The following is an 18,269-nucleotide window of genomic DNA, read 5'->3' on the forward strand; positions in this document are numbered from 1 at the left end:
TGCGTAAGACAAGGGAGTCGTTTTGAGTACAACACTGATCACCGGAGGAACAGTTGTCACCTCCACCGGCCGCAGCGAAGCGGACGTCCTCATCGACGGGGAGAAGATCGCGGCGGTACTCGCACCCGGTTCCACCCTGCTCGGCCATGACCTGGCCGGCTCCGTGGACACGGTCCTGGATGCCCGCGGCAAATATGTGATTCCGGGCGGCATTGATGCCCACACCCACATGCAGATGCCGTTTGGCGGCACTGAAGCCTCCGACACTTTTGAAACCGGGACCCGCGCCGCCGCATGGGGAGGCACGACGACGATCGTGGACTTTGCCATCCAGCGGTACGGCGAGCGGGTGATGGACGGCCTGGACGCGTGGCATGAGAAGGCCGCGGGGGAATGCGCCGTCGACTATGGATTCCATCAGATTGTGGGCGACGTCAACGATGATTCGCTCAAGGCGATGGCCGGGCTTATTGATGAGGGAGTGTCCAGCTACAAGCTGTTCATGGCCTATCCGGGCGTTTTCTACAGCGACGACGCACAAATCTACAAGGCCATGCGGGTAGGCGCGGAAACCGGCCTGATGACCATGATGCACGCCGAGAACGGTCCCGCCATTGACGCCATGGTGTCCGAGCTGCTGGCGCAGGGCAAAACCGATCCCTACTACCACGGGGTCGCACGGGCCTGGCAGATGGAGGAGGAAGCCACCCACCGTGCCATCATGCTGGCGAACCTCACCGGCGCGCCGCTCTACGTGGTCCATGTGTCGGCGAAGCAGGCCGTTGAGCAGCTCGCCGCCGCCCGCGACAACGGCCAGAACGTTTTCGGAGAAACCTGCCCGCAGTACCTGTACCTGAATCTGGAGGACCAGCTCGGCGCCGACGGTTTCGAGGGAGCCAAATGGGTCTGTTCCACGCCGCTGCGCTCCAAGCACGAACACCACCAGGACCACATGTGGCAGTCGCTGCGCACCAATGACATCCAGATGGTGGCCACAGACCACTGCCCGTTCTGCATGAAGGGGCAAAAGGACCTGGGCCAGGGGGACTTCTCCAAGATCCCCAACGGCATCGGCTCGGTGGAACACCGCATGGACCTGATGTACCAGGGCGTGGTGGACGGCAAGATTTCGCTTGAACGCTGGGTGGAAATCACCAGTACGACGCCGGCCCGGATGTTTGGCATGTACGGCGCCAAGGGCGTTATCGCCCCGGGAGCCGATGCCGACGTCGTTGTTTATGACCCCAACGGCCACACCTCGATCGGGCTCGAGAAAACCCATCACATGAACATGGACTACTCGGCGTGGGAGGGCTACGAGATCGACGGGCACGTGGACACGGTGCTGTCCCGCGGACGGATCCTCATCAATGACAACGAGTACCTCGGATCCAAGGGCCATGGGCGGTACGTCCGCCGGGCTCCCAGCCAGTACCTGATCTAAGCCAGTACCTTACAAGGAGCGGAACAGCATGGAATTTGGAGCAGTACTGCAGTGCAATCCGCCCGCTGCCCGGACGGTGGCGCTCGCGAAGCGGGCCGAGGAGTTCGGGTTCGACTACGTGTGGACGTTTGATTCGCACATCCTGTGGCAGGAACCCTATGTGATTTACAGCCAGATCCTGGCCGAAACACAAAACATCAAGGTGGGGCCCATGGTCACCAATCCGGCCACCCGGGACTGGACCGTCACCGCCTCCACCTACGCCACGCTGAACTCGATGTACGGCAACCGCACGGTGTGCGGCATTGGCCGGGGCGATTCGGCGCTGCGGGTCAGCGGAGGGTCGCCCACCACCCTGAAGACGCTGCGCGAGTCGATCCACGTTATCCGTGAGCTGGCGAACTCCCGGTCGGTGGAATACAACGGGCGGACCATCCAGTTTCCCTGGAGCACCGGCTCGGAACTGGAAATGTGGGTGGCCGCGTACGGGCCGCTGGCGCTGAAACTCACCGGCGAAGTGGGAGACGGCTTCATCCTGCAGCTGGCGGATCTGGACATCGCGGAATGGATGATTGCCACCGTGCGCACCGCCGCCGCCGCTGCCGGCCGCGATCCGATGGCAATCAAGTTCTGCGTGGCAGCGCCCATGTATATAGGGGAGGACTGGGAGCACATGCGGGACCAGTGCCGCTGGTTCGGCGGCATGGTGGGCAACCATGTGGCGGACATCGTGGCCAAGTACGGCGCCGACGCCGCGGTGCCGCAGGCGCTGACCGACTACATTGCCGGCCGGGAGGGCTACGACTACAACGAGCACGGACGGGCGGGAAACACGCACACCTCCTTTGTCCCGGACGAGATTGTGGACCGGTTCTGCCTGATGGGCACCGCCGAGCAGCACATTGAAAAGCTCGAAAAACTCAAGGCCCTGGGAGTCACCCAGTTTGCCGGCTATCTCCAGCACGACAATAAGGAGGAAACCCTGCGGGTCTACGGCGAGAGCATCATCCCCGCACTGCGTGAGCACGTGAGCGCGACCGCATGAGCAGGGCATGAGGACGACGGCGGGGCCGGCCGCCCGGATTGGCTGGGTGGCCGGCGGAGCCCTGGCGCCGGTGCTGCTCTGGGAAGGGTACAAACTCGCCGGTCCGGTGAACGGACTAAACGTGGCCGGGATACCCCTGCTGCCGCGCAACTCGGACCTGGCCATGCCGCACATCTGGACCATGCTCGGGAGGCTGGCCGAGCCGGTCACCTCGGCGGCGGGGGCGGCGCCGCTGTGGGCTGCAGTGCTGCAGGCTGCAGCCTTCACCCTGGGCATCGCGGCGCTGGGCTGGCTGATCGGAGTGCTGGTGGGCCTGGGTCTGGCCATGGTGATGCAGCGCTTCCGGTCCGCCGGATCCGCGCTGCTGCCGTGGATCATCCTGAGCCAGACCGTTCCCTTGATTGCCATAGCGCCGCTGGTGCGGCGCTGGGGATCTCAGCTGGAGATTGGCTCCTTCACCTGGGAAAACTGGATGTCCGTGGCGGTCATTGCCTCCTATCTGGCCTTCTTTCCCGTGGCCATAGGCGCCCTGCGCGGGTTTTCCTCGCCGGAGAACGGCCATGTGGACCTGATGCACAGCTATTCCGTGGGCTGGTGGCGCAGCTTCCTGTTCCTGCGGTTGCCGGCCAGTGTTCCCTTCCTGCTGCCGGCCCTGCGCCTGGCTGCGGCAAACGCCGTCATCGGGGCCGTGGTTGCTGAGGTGTCCATCGGCCTGAAGGGCGGGATCGGCCGGATGATCGTGGAGTATGCCGCCGCGGCCGGCGGAGACCCGGGCAAACCCTGGGCACCCATATTTGGAGCCGTCCTGCTCGGACTGGCAGCAGTCGCTGCCACCACCGTCCTGGGACTGTTCCTGCACCGCTACCGCAGAGGAGAGCAGGCATCATGAGCAGCGGACCAGTTGAACCGGCCGTGCAAACACCAGAGGTGACCATGGCCGAACCCGCAGTCCAGGTCCGGAACGTGCACCGGGTGTTCTCCACCGGCCGCGGAACAGTGACAGCGCTGGAAGCGGCAAACCTGACGGTGGCGCCGGGTGAGTTCGTCTCGCTGATCGGGCCCTCGGGCTGCGGCAAGTCCACCCTTCTGCGCCTGATCGCCGACCTGGATGAACCGACGTCCGGAACCATCAGCGTCTTCGGCCGCACCGCCCGGCAAGCCCGCCGGGAGCAGGCCTACGGGATTGCGTTCCAGCAGGCGGGGCTGCTGCCGTGGCGCACCGTGCGGGCAAACATTGAGCTGCCGCTTCAGCTGCACGGTGCCGCGGCGGCCACCCGCCGCGCCCGGGCCGAGGAGCTGTTGGACATGGTGGGCCTGACCGAGTTTGCCGATTCCTTTCCAGACCAACTCTCCGGCGGCATGCAGCAGCGAGTGGCTATTGCCCGTTCCCTGGCTGAGAGCCCTCGGCTGCTGCTGATGGATGAACCGTTTGGCGCCTTGGACGAAATGACCCGCGAACGGATGCAGAACGAGCTGGTGCGGATCTGCGCCGAGACCGGTGCCGCCGTCGTTTTTGTCACCCACTCCATTCCGGAAGCGGTTTTCCTTTCCGACCGGGTGTTCGTGATGTCTGCGCGGCCGGGCCGCATCAAGGACGTGCTCCAGATGCGGCTGGGTGCGGCGGGGGAGCGAGGGGAGAACCTGCGTGAAGAAGCCGCCTTCTATGCAGCCATTACCTCCGTTCGGGAGTCCCTGCACGGCACCGAGGTTGCACAGCTTCGCGGGGTGGAGACGCGGTGACCGTGCTGAAGCCGTCCGCAGTGAAGGCAACACCTGCCGCTGCGGCAGCCACCTCACCGGCCCTCTTGGGACGGGCTGTCGACGGCGGCCGGCAAGCGGCGCTTCCGCTGCTGCTGGGACTGGCCGTGATGCTCATCTGGCAGGGGGCCGTGAGCGGGTTGGCGGTTCCGCCGTTCGTGCTGCCGGGGCCGTTCGCCATCGCCACGGAATTCTTCGGCAACGCAGGCAACATAGCGTCCGCCTCCCTGGTCACCGGCACCAACGCACTCGTGGGGCTGGTGGCCGGCGGCCTCATCGGGGTGCTGGCCGCCGTCGTCGCCGCCTTCCTGCCGGTCTTTGACCGGCTCGCGGGACCCACTGTCACCGCGCTGTCGGTGGTGCCGATCGTGGCGGTGGCTCCGGTGCTCTACACGATGTTCGGCGCCGGAGAGGAAGCACCGCGGCAGATCGTGGCCGGAATCGCGGTGTTTGTCCCGGTCTACGTGAATTCGCTGCGCGGTTTCCGGCAGGTCCGGCCGGTGCACCGCGACCTCATGCGGTCCTATGCCGCCGGCCGCTGGCAGGTAACCCGCGCGGTGACCCTGCCCAGTGCCGTGCCCTACATGTTTACCGGGCTGCGGATCGCGTCCTCGCTGGCCGTGATTTCGGCGCTGATTGCCGAGTATTTCGGCGGCCCGGTGGGCGGACTCGGTAAATCCATCACGTCGGCGGCCGCCGGCAGCAACTACACACTGGCCTGGGCCTACGTGCTGGGCGCCGTCGTCGTCGGCCTCCTCTTCTTCTGTGCAACCGCAGCACTGGAGAAATACAGTTCCCGGCACTGACCCTGCCGGTCCGCGCACCCGTTCCGTGCGCACGTCCCCTCACACCCGCTCACCCCACTGGAGGCAATGAAATGGCATCTGGAAAACGCATACGCACAGCAGCAGCCGCAGGAACCGCCGCGATACTGGTCCTGGCCGGCTGCGCCTCGGGCAGCAACGCAGAAGCCGAGGGCGAATCGGCCGAAGGGCTGACCCCGGTCAAACTGCAGCTGCAGTGGTTCTCGCAGGCACAGTTCGCCGGCTACTACGCGGCATTGGACCAGGGCTTCTTTGAAGACGAGGGCCTGGACGTGGAGATCGTCGAAGGCGGGGCGGACATCGTGCCGCAGGACGTGCTCGCCTCCGGAGACGTGGACTATGCGATCTCCTGGGTGCCGAAGGTCCTGGGCTCGATCGAACAGGGCGCCAACATCACCAACGTGGCGCAAATCTTTGAACGCAGCGCCACGCTGCAGGTGGCCATGGCGGATTCCGGCATCGACGGTCCGGAAGACCTCGCCGGAAAGAAGGTGGGGTCCTGGGGATACGGCAACGAATGGGAGCTCTTCGCCGGAATGCAGGACGCCGGCGTTGGGCCCGGGGACATTGAACTGATTCAGCAGGCGTTCGACATGAACGGCTTCCTCTCCGGGGACATCGACGCAGCGCAGGCCATGACCTACAACGAATATGCCCAGGTCCTGGAAACCGTCAATCCGGACACGGGGGAGCTGTACCAGCCGGATGACCTGACCGTCATTGACTGGAATGACGAGGGGTCGGCCATGCTGCAGGACGCCATCTGGGCGGACGCGGGCCGGCTCGCCGATGACTCCGAGTACCAGGAGACCACCACGGCGTTCATCAAGGCTGCGATCAAGGGCTGGATCTACGCCAAGGACAATCCGGAGGACGCGGCACGCATCGTGACCGAATCCGGATCCACCCTGGGCCAGAGCCACCAGCTGTGGATGACCAACGAGACCAACAAGCTGATCTTTCCTTCCACCAACGGCGTCGGCATGATCGACGAGGCCGCGTGGGAGAAGACGGTGGACATCGCCATGGGAACGCAGAACGAGACCGGAGCCACCATCCTCACGACCGAGCCGCCGGAAACCGCCTACACCAACGAGTACGTGGAGAAGGCGCTGGCAGAGTTGGAAGAGGAAGGCGTGGACACCAAGGGCGCTGACTACAAGCCCGTGGAGGTGACCCTGGCCGAGGGCGGGAACTAAGGCAGGAAACCAGGCTAGGGAAATCGCTAGGGAAATCAAGGAACGGACGACGAAGGAACGGACGACGGCGGCCGGCAGCTCGAACTGCCGGCCGCCGTTGGTCTTTCCGGTGCCAGGGCCGGCCGCCTGAACGTCGGCCGGGAGCCGATTTGCGCGGCCCTGAAACCCCGTGTAGAGTCTTCTAAGTCGCCGCGGCCGGGAGTTGGAAAACTTACCGAGCAGGGCGGCCAAACCCCACCAAAAACATTCTGGTGATCCTGCCTGTGCCGAGTGCACGGACACGGAAAGCCGGGGCTTTTGCGCGGGCTCAGCCGGACAAAATGAAGCAGACTTCGGGAATTATCCCGAATTGCCAAATAGGGTCCGGATGAAATAGAATAAAGAAACACTGCAGCGAAGAGAAAAGAAAAACATTGTTTGTTTTTCCGAGTATTTCGGATGCATCTGTTGTTTGAGAACTCAATAGTGTGCCAAGTTTATTGATACCAATTATTTTAATTGGTTGAACTGGTTGTTACCGCCCACCCCGTGGGTATGGGACAGCTTTTTTAGCTGGTTTCGAATTTAGTGCAGGACTGTGCAGCCAATTTTCCTTGGCTCCGGTGCTGTGTCTGTAACACATTTACGGAGAGTTTGATCCTGGCTCAGGATGAACGCTGGCGGCGTGCTTAACACATGCAAGTCGAACGATGACTTTTGTGCTTGCACAAAATGATTAGTGGCGAACGGGTGAGTAACACGTGAGTAACCTGCCCTTAACTTCGGGATAAGCCTGGGAAACCGGGTCTAATACCGGATACGACGGATCCCCGCATGGGGGTTCGTGGAAAGCTTGATGCGGTTTTGGATGGACTCGCGGCCTATCAGCTAGTTGGTTGGGGTAATGGCCCACCAAGGCGACGACGGGTAGCCGGCCTGAGAGGGTGACCGGCCACACTGGGACTGAGACACGGCCCAGACTCCTACGGGAGGCAGCAGTGGGGAATATTGCACAATGGGCGAAAGCCTGATGCAGCGACGCCGCGTGAGGGACGAAGGCCTTCGGGTTGTAAACCTCTTTCAGCAGGGAAGAAGCGAAAGTGACGGTACCTGCAGAAGAAGCGCCGGCTAACTACGTGCCAGCAGCCGCGGTAATACGTAGGGCGCAAGCGTTATCCGGAATTATTGGGCGTAAAGAGCTCGTAGGCGGTTTGTCGCGTCTGCTGTGAAAGCCCGGGGCTCAACCCCGGGTCTGCAGTGGGTACGGGCAGACTAGAGTGCAGTAGGGGAGACTGGAATTCCTGGTGTAGCGGTGAAATGCGCAGATATCAGGAGGAACACCGATGGCGAAGGCAGGTCTCTGGGCTGTAACTGACGCTGAGGAGCGAAAGCATGGGGAGCGAACAGGATTAGATACCCTGGTAGTCCATGCCGTAAACGTTGGGCACTAGGTGTGGGGGACATTCCACGTTTTCCGCGCCGTAGCTAACGCATTAAGTGCCCCGCCTGGGGAGTACGGCCGCAAGGCTAAAACTCAAAGGAATTGACGGGGGCCCGCACAAGCGGCGGAGCATGCGGATTAATTCGATGCAACGCGAAGAACCTTACCAAGGCTTGACATGAACCGGAAAGACCTGGAAACAGGTCCCCCACTTGTGGCCGGTTTACAGGTGGTGCATGGTTGTCGTCAGCTCGTGTCGTGAGATGTTGGGTTAAGTCCCGCAACGAGCGCAACCCTCGTTCTATGTTGCCAGCGGGTTATGCCGGGGACTCATAGGAGACTGCCGGGGTCAACTCGGAGGAAGGTGGGGACGACGTCAAATCATCATGCCCCTTATGTCTTGGGCTTCACGCATGCTACAATGGCCGGTACAAAGGGTTGCGATACTGTGAGGTGGAGCTAATCCCAAAAAGCCGGTCTCAGTTCGGATTGAGGTCTGCAACTCGACCTCATGAAGTTGGAGTCGCTAGTAATCGCAGATCAGCAACGCTGCGGTGAATACGTTCCCGGGCCTTGTACACACCGCCCGTCAAGTCACGAAAGTTGGTAACACCCGAAGCCGGTGGCCTAACCCCTTGTGGGAGGGAGCCGTCGAAGGTGGGACCGGCGATTGGGACTAAGTCGTAACAAGGTAGCCGTACCGGAAGGTGCGGCTGGATCACCTCCTTTCTAAGGAGCACCTCAAAGTGGCCCGTCCTTCCACAGTGTTGGATGTGTGCTTTGCAGGAGATGCCCATGTCGGAAACGTTTGTTTTCCGGTGGGTGCTCAAGGGTGGAATATCAATAGGCAGGTGCCCGGCGTTGAGCCCGGCAGCAGAGTACGCCGTACTCCTGGTCTTCTTTTTCTTCGGAAAAGGGCGGTCCACGGGGGATGGTTGGAAATGGTGTCCGGTGTCTTCAAGTACCGGGTTTTTCCGTTTGGCACACTGTTGGGTCCTGAAATAACAGGACCGAAGAATTTTCAAGCCTTTTTTGGAAGGGTTGGGAAGGGCACGGGTTTCGTGTTGTTTCTGATTGTTCCTGCGCAGGCCTGAGACTGTCCACGGTGAATACGTGGTGGTGGAGGGGTGTGACGGGGTTGTTGTTTGAGAACTACATAGTGGACGCGAGCATCTTAAATTATTAAGTGCAATTTCAGATAAACCTGGTGACCGGATTTGTTTCCGGCCTCCATGGTTTTCTCGATAGCGATAATATATTGATCTTTGTGGTCAAGTTTTTAAGGGCACACGGTGGATGCCTTGGCATCAGGAGCCGAAGAAGGACGTAGGAATCTGCGATAAGCCTGGGGGAGTTGATAACCGAGCGTTGATCCCAGGATGTCCGAATGGGGAAACCCCGCCCGGCGCGCGAGTGACCGGGTGACCCGCATCTGAACACATAGGGTGCGTGGAGGGAACGTGGGGAAGTGAAACATCTCAGTACCCACAGGAAGAGAAAACAACAGTGATTCCGTTAGTAGTGGCGAGCGAACGCGGAAGAGGCTAAACCAGTGGTGTGTGATAGCCGGCGGGCGTTGCATCACTGGGGTTGCGGGACTTTCCGTATCGATTCTGCCGGATCGGTGAAGTGAGTGCAGGTGCATAGGTGAACGGGTTTGAAAGCCCGGCCGTAGAGGGTGTTAGCCCCGTAACCGGAATGTATGCTGCCGCTTGGAGAGGATCCCAAGTAGCACGGGGCCCGAGAAATCCCGTGCGAATCTGCCAGGACCACCTGGTAAGCCTAAATACTCCCTGATGACCGATAGCGGACAAGTACCGTGAGGGAAAGGTGAAAAGTACCCCGGGAGGGGAGTGAAACAGTACCTGAAACCGTGTGCCTACAATCCGTTGGAGCAGGGCGATGCCACTTGTGGTGTTGTGCTTGTGACAGCGTGCCTTTTGAAGAATGAGCCTGCGAGTTAGTGTTACGTCGCGAGGTTAACCCGTGAGGGGAAGCCGTAGCGAAAGCGAGTCTGAACAGGGCGATGCAGTGGCGTGATCTAGACCCGAAGCGGAGTGATCTACCCATGGCCAGGTTGAAGCGCGTGTAAGAGCGCGTGGAGGACCGAACCCACTTCAGTTGAAAATGGAGGGGATGAGCTGTGGGTAGGGGTGAAAGGCCAATCAAACTCCGTGATAGCTGGTTCTCCCCGAAATGCATTTAGGTGCAGCGTTGCGTGTTTCTTACCGGAGGTAGAGCTACTGGATGGCTAATGGGCCCTACAAGGTTACTGACGTCAGCCAAACTCCGAATGCCGGTAAGTGAGAGCGCAGCAGTGAGACTGTGGGGGATAAGCTTCATAGTCGAGAGGGAAACAGCCCAGACCACCAACTAAGGCCCCTAAGCGTGTGCTAAGTGGGAAAGGATGTGGAGTTGCTCAGACAACCAGGAGGTTGGCTTAGAAGCAGCCATCCTTGAAAGAGTGCGTAATAGCTCACTGGTCAAGTGATTCCGCGCCGACAATGTAGCGGGGCTCAAGTACACCGCCGAAGTTGTGGCATTCAAATATTAGCCAAGCGGATGGTTTATCCATTTTCGTTCAAGCGTTTGGATGGGTAGGGGAGCGTCGTGTGGGCAGTGAAGTCGCGGTGTAAACCAGCGGTGGAGCCTACACGAGTGAGAATGCAGGCATGAGTAGCGAAAGACGGGTGAGAAACCCGTCCGCCGAATGATCAAGGGTTCCAGGGTCAAGCTAATCTGCCCTGGGTAAGTCGGGACCTAAGGCGAGGCCGACAGGCGTAGTCGATGGACAACGGGTTGATATTCCCGTACCGGCGAAAAACCGCCAATACCAAGCGGGGGATACTAACCGCCCAATACCTGACCGGCCGCCCTTGTGGCGACCCGGTTTTTGGTGGAGCGCGGGACCGTAACCTGGGAGGTAAGCGTATTAACAGGTGTGACGCAGGAAGGTAGCCGGGCCGGGCGATGGTTGTCCTGGTCTAAGGATGTAGGGTCAGCGATAGGTAAATCCGTTGCTGTGTCTTTGATGACGATCCTGAGATCTGATGGGACCCCTTTAGGGGGGAATCCGGTGATCCTATGCTGCCTAGAAAAGCATCGGCGCGAGGTTTTAGCCGCCCGTACCCCAAACCGACACAGGTGATCAGGTAGAGAATACTAAGGCGATCGAGAGAATTATGGTTAAGGAACTCGGCAAAATGCCCCCGTAACTTCGGGAGAAGGGGGGCCCCAACCTTGATGGACACTTGCTGTCCGGAGGGGATCGGGGCCGCAGAGACCAGGGGGAAGCGACTGTTTACTAAAAACACAGGTCCGTGCGAAGTCGCAAGACGATGTATACGGACTGACTCCTGCCCGGTGCTGGAAGGTTAAGAGGACCGGTTAGCCCTTACGGGCGAAGCTGGGAATTTAAGCCCCAGTAAACGGCGGTGGTAACTATAACCATCCTAAGGTAGCGAAATTCCTTGTCGGGTAAGTTCCGACCTGCACGAATGGAGTAACGACTTCCCCGCTGTCTCAACCATAAACTCGGCGAAATTGCAGTACGAGTAAAGATGCTCGTTACGCGCAGCAGGACGGAAAGACCCCGAGACCTTTACTATAGTTTGGTATTGGTGTTCGGTGTGGCTTGTGTAGGATAGGTGGGAGACTGTGAGACCCGGACGCCAGTTCGGGTGGAGTCATCGTTGAAATACCACTCTGGTCATACTGGATATCTAACTTCGGCCCGTAATCCGGGTCAGGGACAGTGCCTGATGGGTAGTTTAACTGGGGCGGTTGCCTCCTAAAGAGTAACGGAGGCGCCCAAAGGTTCCCTCAGCCTGGTTGGCAATCAGGTGGCGAGTGTAAGTGCACAAGGGAGCTTGACTGTGAGAGAGACATCTCGAGCAGGGACGAAAGTCGGGACTAGTGATCCGGCGGTACATTGTGGAATGGCCGTCGCTCAACGGATAAAAGGTACCTCGGGGATAACAGGCTGATCTTGCCCAAGAGTCCATATCGACGGCATGGTTTGGCACCTCGATGTCGGCTCGTCGCATCCTGGGGCTGGAGTAGGTCCCAAGGGTTGGGCTGTTCGCCCATTAAAGCGGTACGCGAGCTGGGTTTAGAACGTCGTGAGACAGTTCGGTCCCTATCCGCTGCGCGCGCAGGAAATTTGAGAAGGGCTGTCCTTAGTACGAGAGGACCGGGACGGACGAACCTCTGGTGTGTCAGTTGTACTGCCAAGTGCACCGCTGATTAGCTACGTTCGGATGGGATAACCGCTGAAAGCATCTAAGCGGGAAGCCCGCTTCGAGATGAGATTTCCATACACCTTGTGTGTGAGAGGCCCCCAGCCAGACCACTGGGTTGATAGGCCGGATGTGGAAGCGGGGACTAAAGACCCGTGAAGCTGACCGGTACTAATAGGCCGATAACTTACACCACACCATGATCTGGGCAGGAAACGACTTCAAACGTTCCCGCCAAAGAAGGATCATGTTGATCATGCTGCTTGCGTCCACTATGTGGTTCCCGGATAACAAACCCGTTGTGTGGTTTGTCACCGAAGGAACTGGTACTGAATCATCTGTTATGGGTGGTTTGGTGCCGTAGAATAAAGGAAGTGTTCATTCTTACGCGTGAACATCTTTTTCATGACAGGCACCCCGTAAAGGGTGTGTTTGGTTGTGACCCATGTTTTCCCCTCCACCAGGAGTTTTGGCTGGTGGTGCGGGTGGTAGGGTTACGGCGGTCATAGCGTGGGGGAAACGCCCGGTCCCATTCCGAACCCGGAAGCTAAGACCCACAGCGCCGATGGTACTGCATCCGGGAGGATGTGGGAGAGTAGGTCACCGCCGGACAATATTTTGGTTGAGAGGTTGAGGCCCGTATCTTTTGGTACGGGCCTCAACTGTTTAACCCGATAGTTTTTTCACCTGATAGTTTTTCGTGGCCGGGGATTCCTTACCCCTCGGAGATCCACACTCCGCGGCGCAGAACGCGGCTCAAGCGAAGGTTCGCGTCCAGCAGCAGGAGATCGGCCGAGGCGCCGGCGGCCAGGGTGCCGATCCGACCGGACATCCCCAGGATTCGGGCGGGAACTGTCGTAGCTGAATGCAGGGCGTCTTCCATCGGGACGCCGGCAGCCACGGCATTGCGGACGAGGTCCAGCATGCTGGCCGTGCCGCCCGCCAGCGCCCCCGACTGCAACCGGGCCACGCCGTCCGATACGCTCACCTCGGCCGGTCCCAGCCGGTACTGTCCGTCGGACAGGCCTGCCGCAGCCATCGCGTCCGTAACCAGGACAATGTTGTCGGCCCCGAGCAGCTCGAACATGGACGCCACCAGATAGGGATCCAGATGCGTGTTGTCGGCAATCAGTTCCACTATGGCAGTACCGGCCCGCGCTGCCCGCAGAGCTGCAGCGACAGCGCCGGGGGAGCGGTGGTGGAGGGGGTCCATCCCATTGAACAGATGGGTCACCGTGGGAACCGCAGCCCGCCTGCCGGCCACTGCCCCGTGGCGGGAACCCAATCCGAAGGCTGCCCGCTTGAGGGAAGCTCCGGCGTCGTCCGCTGAGGCTGCGGTGTGCCCCAGCGAGGGAATCACTGAGTGCGAGATCAGCAGGTCCACCAGATCAGGGGCCCCGGGCAGTTCGGGAGCATACGTCATGGTGCGCAGGTGCCCGCGGGCTGCGGTGATCAGTTGTTCGGCGAAGTCAGCATCGGGGGAGCGCAGCCACCGCGGATCCTGCGCGCCGCACCGGGCAGCGGACAGGAACGGTCCCTCCAGATGGATGCCTGCGACATCACCGGTTTCGGCCAGCCCGGCGAACATGTCCAAGCCGGCGAACAGATCGGCAGGGGACGCGGTGACCAGACTCGCCAGCACGGTGGTGGTGCCCGCGGAGTGCATCCGGTGCAAGGAGCTTCGGGCGGCGACGGCGTCGGCGGACAGGAAATCAACGCCGTAGCCGCCGTGGTTGTGCACATCCACCAAACCGGGGGCAACCAACTGGCCGGGAGCCAGCACCAGCGTTGTCACATCGGAAGCGGCGATGCCGGCTGCCGTCAGCGCGTCCGGAAGTCCGGTTTCCAAGCCGGCATAAATGATCGCTGTTCCGGCCACGGCAACAACACTGTTCTCCACCACACGCGAACCCAGCAGCACCCGGCCGCGGACAACCGTGACCGGCTGGGTGTGGTTTACCGGCTTCATCAGCGGAGCCCGGCGGCGGCAGCTTGGTCAAGGATTACAGTGACCCGCGGGTGCAGCTGCAGCGCGGATGCCGGACAATCCGGGGTGACGGGGCCCTGCAGCGCCCGCGCAATAATGTCGGCTTTATCAGCGCCGTGCGCGATCAGGAGCAGCTGCCGGGCATCCAAAATGGTGCCGATTCCCTGGGTCATGCAGCGGGTGGGCACCTGGTCGGGGGAGTCGAAGAAGCGGGCGTTGGCACGGCGGGTCCGTTCGGCGAGCTGCTCCACCCGGGTGCGGGAATCCAGGGCGGCACCGGGCTCGTTGAACGCCAGATGGCCGTTGTGGCCGATACCCAGAATCTGAAGATCCACGCCGCCGGCGTCTCGGATGGCCTGCTCATACTCCCGTGCGGCGGCCTCCAGGTCTGCGGCTGCGACATCGGGCAGGAGCACGGATCCGGGCCGCATGCCCAGCCGCTGCACCACTTCACTGTCGATCACGGCACGGTAGCTGCGGGGATCTCCCGGCGGCAGCCCGATGTACTCGTCCAAGGCAAATCCGCGCACACCGGAGAAGTCCAGACCGAAGTCCGCCAAGGCGTCGTAGAGCGGCAGCGGGGAGGAACCGGTGGCAAAGCCCAGCACCGCATCGGGTTTGGCCTGCACACACTCCCGGACGACGGCGGCTCCCGCGGCACCGGCGGCTTCCCGGCTTTCCCTGGTCAAAACCTTCATGGCGTGGTCCTTGGCAGCAGTTCCGACATATGAGGCGGTCATCGGCTGACCAGTTCGGCAATAGCCTCGCGGATGCCGTCAAAGTGGCTGTTGATCCGTTCGGACGCCAGCGCCTTGTCTCCGGCACGGACCGCTTCGAAGATCCCGCGGTGCATTTGCGCGGTGGCGTGCAGGCTGGCGGCCTTCATTCCCGCTTCGGCATGGATCCGGCTGTAAACATCCCAAAACACCGACATGAGGTGGGTCAGCAACTCGTTGCCCAGCGGCTCAAACAGCTGCCGGTGAAATTCCGAGTCCACTGCAGCCAGGGCCTGGCCTTGATCTGCCAGGGATTCCATCTCCCGGACGGTGGTCTCGATGGCGGCAAGATGCTCAGGGGTCATGAGTGTCATTGCCTGACCGATCAATCCTGATTCCAGTGTCTGCCGGACGTCCACCAGTTCCAGTGCCTCCTTGCCCTGCTGCCGCAGCGATAACCGCCCCCGGAAGCTCAGCCCGGCGGTCAGGGCATCGAAGTTGGTGGGCGCGACAAACATGCCGTAACCGTGCCTAATCTCCACGACGCCCAGGGCCTGGAGAACTTTGAGGGATTCGCGCAGCGTGTTCCGTCCAACGCCCAGTGCCGAGCAGAGTTCGGCCTCGGTGGGCAGCGGACTTCCGGCCTGCAGCTTGCTGTCCAGAATCAAGTCCATGATGTCGCTCTGCAGGGCAGCAAGCCGTGCCTGGGCGCTGAACCGCGGCGCCCGGGCGGCTATGCGGGCAGGGGACTCCGCGGAGACCGGGGCGGCTTGGCGGGAAGTCGGTGCGGCGTCATTCACCAAAGTCGGAACTCCTTAGAAACGGTCAGGAACTAAACGGCTCAAGGCTGCAGTTGGGTATGGGGCAAAACCGCCGGACCCTGCGCAAACTCTTCCTTGACCCGCCTTGTGATTCAGCTTACAGTCTACTCAACCCGCATGGGATGTCCTACGTCCGATATCCACATCACACCAGAATGGTGAGGCACCTTCATGAGTACAACTTCCGAGAGCACCGGCTTTCTCCGGAACGCCAGCCGGCGCGATTTTCTGCGCATTGCCGGTGTCCTGGGCACCGCTTCGGCCTTTGCCGGCTCCCTGGCTGCATGCAGCCCCGGCGGCGCTCCTGCTGCAACCGGCACCGGCGCCGCTGCAGCAGACTCCATTGAGGCAGGCATTTCCTATTCCCTCTCCACCGGCTTCGACCCGATGACCGCAACCGGCGCCACCCCGGTGGCCGCCAACCTCCACATTTTCGAAGGCTTGACGGAACTGCACCCGGCCACCCGGAAGCCGTACCTGGCCCTGGCCGGAGCCGAACCCGAAAAGGTGGACGACACCACGTACCGCGTCACGCTCCGTGACGGGGCCACCTTCCACAACGGCGAGCCCGTCACGGTCGACGACGTCGTCTACTCCTTTGAGCGCGTGCTCGACCCGGCCAACGCCTCCCTGTTTGCCGGTTTCATCCCCTTTATCGCGTCCGTCACCGCCGACGGCGATGCGGTGAAGTTCGCCTTGAAGTACCCCTTCGCCGAATTCGGTCCGCGTATTTCCGTGGTCAAGATCGTTCCCAAGGCCCTGGCCTCGAACCAGGCGGCCTTCGATCTGGCCCCCGTGGGCAGCGGACCGTACAAGTTTGTCTCAGCGGTCAAGGAAGACCGGATTGTCTTCAAGAAGTTCGAGGAATACAACGGTTCCTACCCGGCCAAGGTCACCGATATGACCTGGCTGCTGCTGGCTGACCCTGCGGCACGGGTGGCAGCGGTTCCGTCCCGGACCCAGGCCATTGAGGACATTCCGTACCTGGACGTGGACCAGCTCAAGGCCAAGCTGGATGTGGAGTCCGTGCAGTCCTTCGGCCTGCTGTTCATGATGTTCAACTGCGCTTCGGAGAAGTTTGCAGACAAGCGGGTACGGCAGGCACTGCATTACGCCACCAACACCGAGGACATCATTTCCAAGGCACTGCTGGGCAACGCCGCCGCAGCAACCTCCTATTTCCAGAAGGGCCACCCGTCCTACACGGAGGCCGGCACCGTCTACGGTTATGACCCTGAGAAGGCCAAGGCCCTGCTCAAGGAAGCCGGGATGGAAAACATGACCGTGACGCTGACTTCCACCGACGCCGGGTGGGTCACCAAGGTGACCCCGCTGATCAAGGAAAGCTGGGACGCGATCGGCATCACCACCACGCTGGAACCCCTGCAGTCCGCAGCGGTCTACGCTCCGGAGAAGGTGGGCGGCCAGAACTTCGACGTCCTGGTTGCTCCGGGCGATCCCTCCGTCTTCGGCAACGACGGCGACCTGCTGCTGAGCTGGTTCTACCGAGGCGACACCTGGGCGAAGAACCGCATGGCCTGGTCCGGCACCCCGGAGTACGCGGAGGTCCAGGCAAAGCTGGACGAGGCAGTCCAGATGGACCCGGCCGAAGCGAAAAAGCTGCACGCCGCCGTCGTCGACATTGTTGCCGAAGAGGCACCGCTGTACCCGCTGTTCCACCGGCAGCTTCCCACCGCGTGGGACAGCAGCACGCTCGACGGCTTCGCGCCGCTTCCGACCACCGGTCTCTCCTTCGTCGGCGTCGGCCGGAAGTAAGACCTGCCCTGCCGGATGAGGGACATCCCCCAGACGCCCTCCTCCGGCAGGGCGGCCCCGCACCACTTGGAGAAATAAAACATGGCAACACTTTTGCGCCTGCTGGGCCGCAGGCTGGCAGCTCTGCCGTTCATGCTGCTGGGCGTGACCATCATGGTCTTTATCGTTCTGTCCGTGATCCCGGCGGACCGCGCCACGGCCGTCCTGGGCGAAAACGCCAGTGAAGAGGCCAAGGACGCCTTCCGCGAGGACCGCGGCCTGAACGACTCCCTGCTGGTGCAGTTCCTGCGCTACCTGGGCGGAGTGGTGCGGCTGGATTTCGGGTTCACCAACCCGCCGGAGGAATCGGTGGCCTCCAAGATTGCCTCGGCATTCCCGGTCACCCTGCAGCTGACCCTGCTGGGCATCCTGCTGGCTGTGTTTCTGGCCCTGGTGCTGGGCGTGACGAGCGCCCTGTACCGGGACCGCTGGCCCGACCAAGCCATCCGAGTCTTCTCGATTGCCGCCATTGCGACGCCGTCGTTCTGGCTCGCGATCCTGCTCATCCAGTGGTTTGCGCTGCCTGCCGGCTCGATCTTTCCCACCGGCGGCCTGGACTGGGCCGATCAGTACGGCTTTGTCGGCTGGATGTACTCCATGGCCCTGCCCGCGCTGGCCCTGGGCCTGCCGGTTTCCGCATCCCTCATCCGGGTGGTGCGGACCTCCATGGTCGAGGAGCTGGACCGCGACTACGTCCGCACGGCCATCGGCAACGGAGTTCCGTACCGGACCGTCGTGGCCCGGAACGTGCTGCGCAACGCCCTGGTGACCCCGGTTACCGTGCTGGGTCTGCGCATCGGGTACCTGCTGGGCGGCGCGGTGGTGATCGAGAAAATCTTCAACCTCAACGGCATGGGAGACCTGATCATTGTCGGGCTCAACACCTCGGACACCAATCTCGTCCAAGGTGCGGTGCTGACCATTGCAGTGGCCTTCGTCGTCGTCAACATCCTGGTGGATGTTCTCTACGTACTCATCAATCCCCGGATCCGGACGGTATAA

At 61.5% G+C, this 18,269-nt stretch carries 11 protein-coding genes and 3 rRNA genes; 11 read left to right on the forward strand and 3 right to left on the reverse strand.

Annotated features, from left to right (window positions below; genetic code table 11):
- Positions 1-22: 22 nt before the first annotated feature.
- The 9 genes from hydA (at position 23) to rrf (ending at position 12,540) form a co-directional block, all read left to right on the forward strand.
- Entirely contained in the window at positions 23-1,444 is a 1,422-nt protein-coding gene (gene hydA, locus MUG94_RS02885; RefSeq protein WP_227892684.1) for a dihydropyrimidinase, read from the forward strand.
- 28 nt (positions 1,445-1,472) lie between these two features.
- Positions 1,473-2,489: a TIGR03842 family LLM class F420-dependent oxidoreductase gene (locus tag MUG94_RS02890; protein WP_227892686.1), complete on the forward strand. Its 1,017-nt coding sequence runs from the start codon at positions 1,473-1,475 to the stop codon at positions 2,487-2,489.
- 7 nt (positions 2,490-2,496) lie between these two features.
- On the forward strand, positions 2,497-3,378 hold the full coding sequence (locus MUG94_RS02895) for an ABC transporter permease (RefSeq protein WP_227908978.1): 882 nt from the start codon (positions 2,497-2,499) through the stop codon (positions 3,376-3,378).
- Complete coding sequence (locus MUG94_RS02900; RefSeq protein ID WP_227908977.1) at positions 3,375-4,229, forward strand: ABC transporter ATP-binding protein; 855 nt, start codon at positions 3,375-3,377, stop codon at positions 4,227-4,229. The genes MUG94_RS02895 and MUG94_RS02900 overlap by 4 nt, the downstream gene beginning before the upstream one ends.
- Entirely contained in the window at positions 4,226-5,053 is an 828-nt protein-coding gene (locus MUG94_RS02905; protein WP_227908976.1) for an ABC transporter permease, read from the forward strand. Before MUG94_RS02900 ends, MUG94_RS02905 begins: the two co-directional genes overlap by 4 nt.
- 71 nt (positions 5,054-5,124) lie before the next feature.
- A complete protein-coding gene (locus MUG94_RS02910; RefSeq protein WP_227908975.1) occupies positions 5,125-6,270 on the forward strand; it encodes an ABC transporter substrate-binding protein in 1,146 nt (381 codons plus the stop codon).
- Between the two features lie 621 nt (positions 6,271-6,891).
- Positions 6,892-8,419: ribosomal RNA gene (locus MUG94_RS02915) — 16S ribosomal RNA — on the forward strand.
- A gap of 540 nt (positions 8,420-8,959) precedes the next feature.
- A 23S ribosomal RNA gene (locus tag MUG94_RS02920) occupies positions 8,960-12,124 on the forward strand.
- A gap of 299 nt (positions 12,125-12,423) precedes the next feature.
- A 5S ribosomal RNA gene (rrf, locus tag MUG94_RS02925) occupies positions 12,424-12,540 on the forward strand.
- The 16S, 23S and 5S rRNA genes sit together here, the layout of an rRNA operon.
- A 103-nt stretch (positions 12,541-12,643) precedes the next feature.
- Here rrf and MUG94_RS02930 read toward each other — a convergent pair.
- From MUG94_RS02930 to MUG94_RS02940, 3 genes are read right to left on the reverse strand one after another with little or no spacing between them, the layout of a single operon-like run.
- The gene (locus MUG94_RS02930) at positions 12,644-13,897 is read right to left on the reverse strand and encodes an N-acetylglucosamine-6-phosphate deacetylase (RefSeq protein WP_227909294.1); all 1,254 of its coding nucleotides are present in this window, start codon (positions 13,895-13,897) and stop codon (positions 12,644-12,646) included.
- Complete coding sequence (locus MUG94_RS02935; RefSeq protein ID WP_423724487.1) at positions 13,897-14,613, reverse strand: glucosamine-6-phosphate deaminase; 717 nt, start codon at positions 14,611-14,613, stop codon at positions 13,897-13,899. Before MUG94_RS02935 ends, MUG94_RS02930 begins: the two co-directional genes overlap by 1 nt.
- A 38-nt stretch (positions 14,614-14,651) precedes the next feature.
- Positions 14,652-15,368, reverse strand: a complete 717-nt coding sequence (locus MUG94_RS02940) for a FadR/GntR family transcriptional regulator (protein WP_227909295.1) — start codon at positions 15,366-15,368, stop codon at positions 14,652-14,654.
- Between the two features lie 255 nt (positions 15,369-15,623).
- Here MUG94_RS02940 and MUG94_RS02945 point away from each other — a divergent pair, with 255 nt between their 5' ends.
- Positions 15,624-17,228 carry an ABC transporter substrate-binding protein gene (locus MUG94_RS02945; protein ID WP_227909292.1) on the forward strand — a complete coding sequence of 535 codons (1,605 nt, stop codon included), beginning with the start codon at positions 15,624-15,626 and terminating at the stop codon, positions 17,226-17,228.
- An 81-nt stretch (positions 17,229-17,309) separates the two neighbouring features.
- On the forward strand, positions 17,310-18,269 hold the full coding sequence (locus tag MUG94_RS02950; protein ID WP_104054897.1) for an ABC transporter permease: 960 nt from the start codon (positions 17,310-17,312) through the stop codon (positions 18,267-18,269).

The sequence above is a fragment of the Arthrobacter gengyunqii genome, from assembly GCF_023022985.1.
In the GTDB taxonomy this organism is placed as follows: Bacteria; Actinomycetota; Actinomycetes; order Actinomycetales; family Micrococcaceae; genus Arthrobacter_B; species Arthrobacter_B gengyunqii.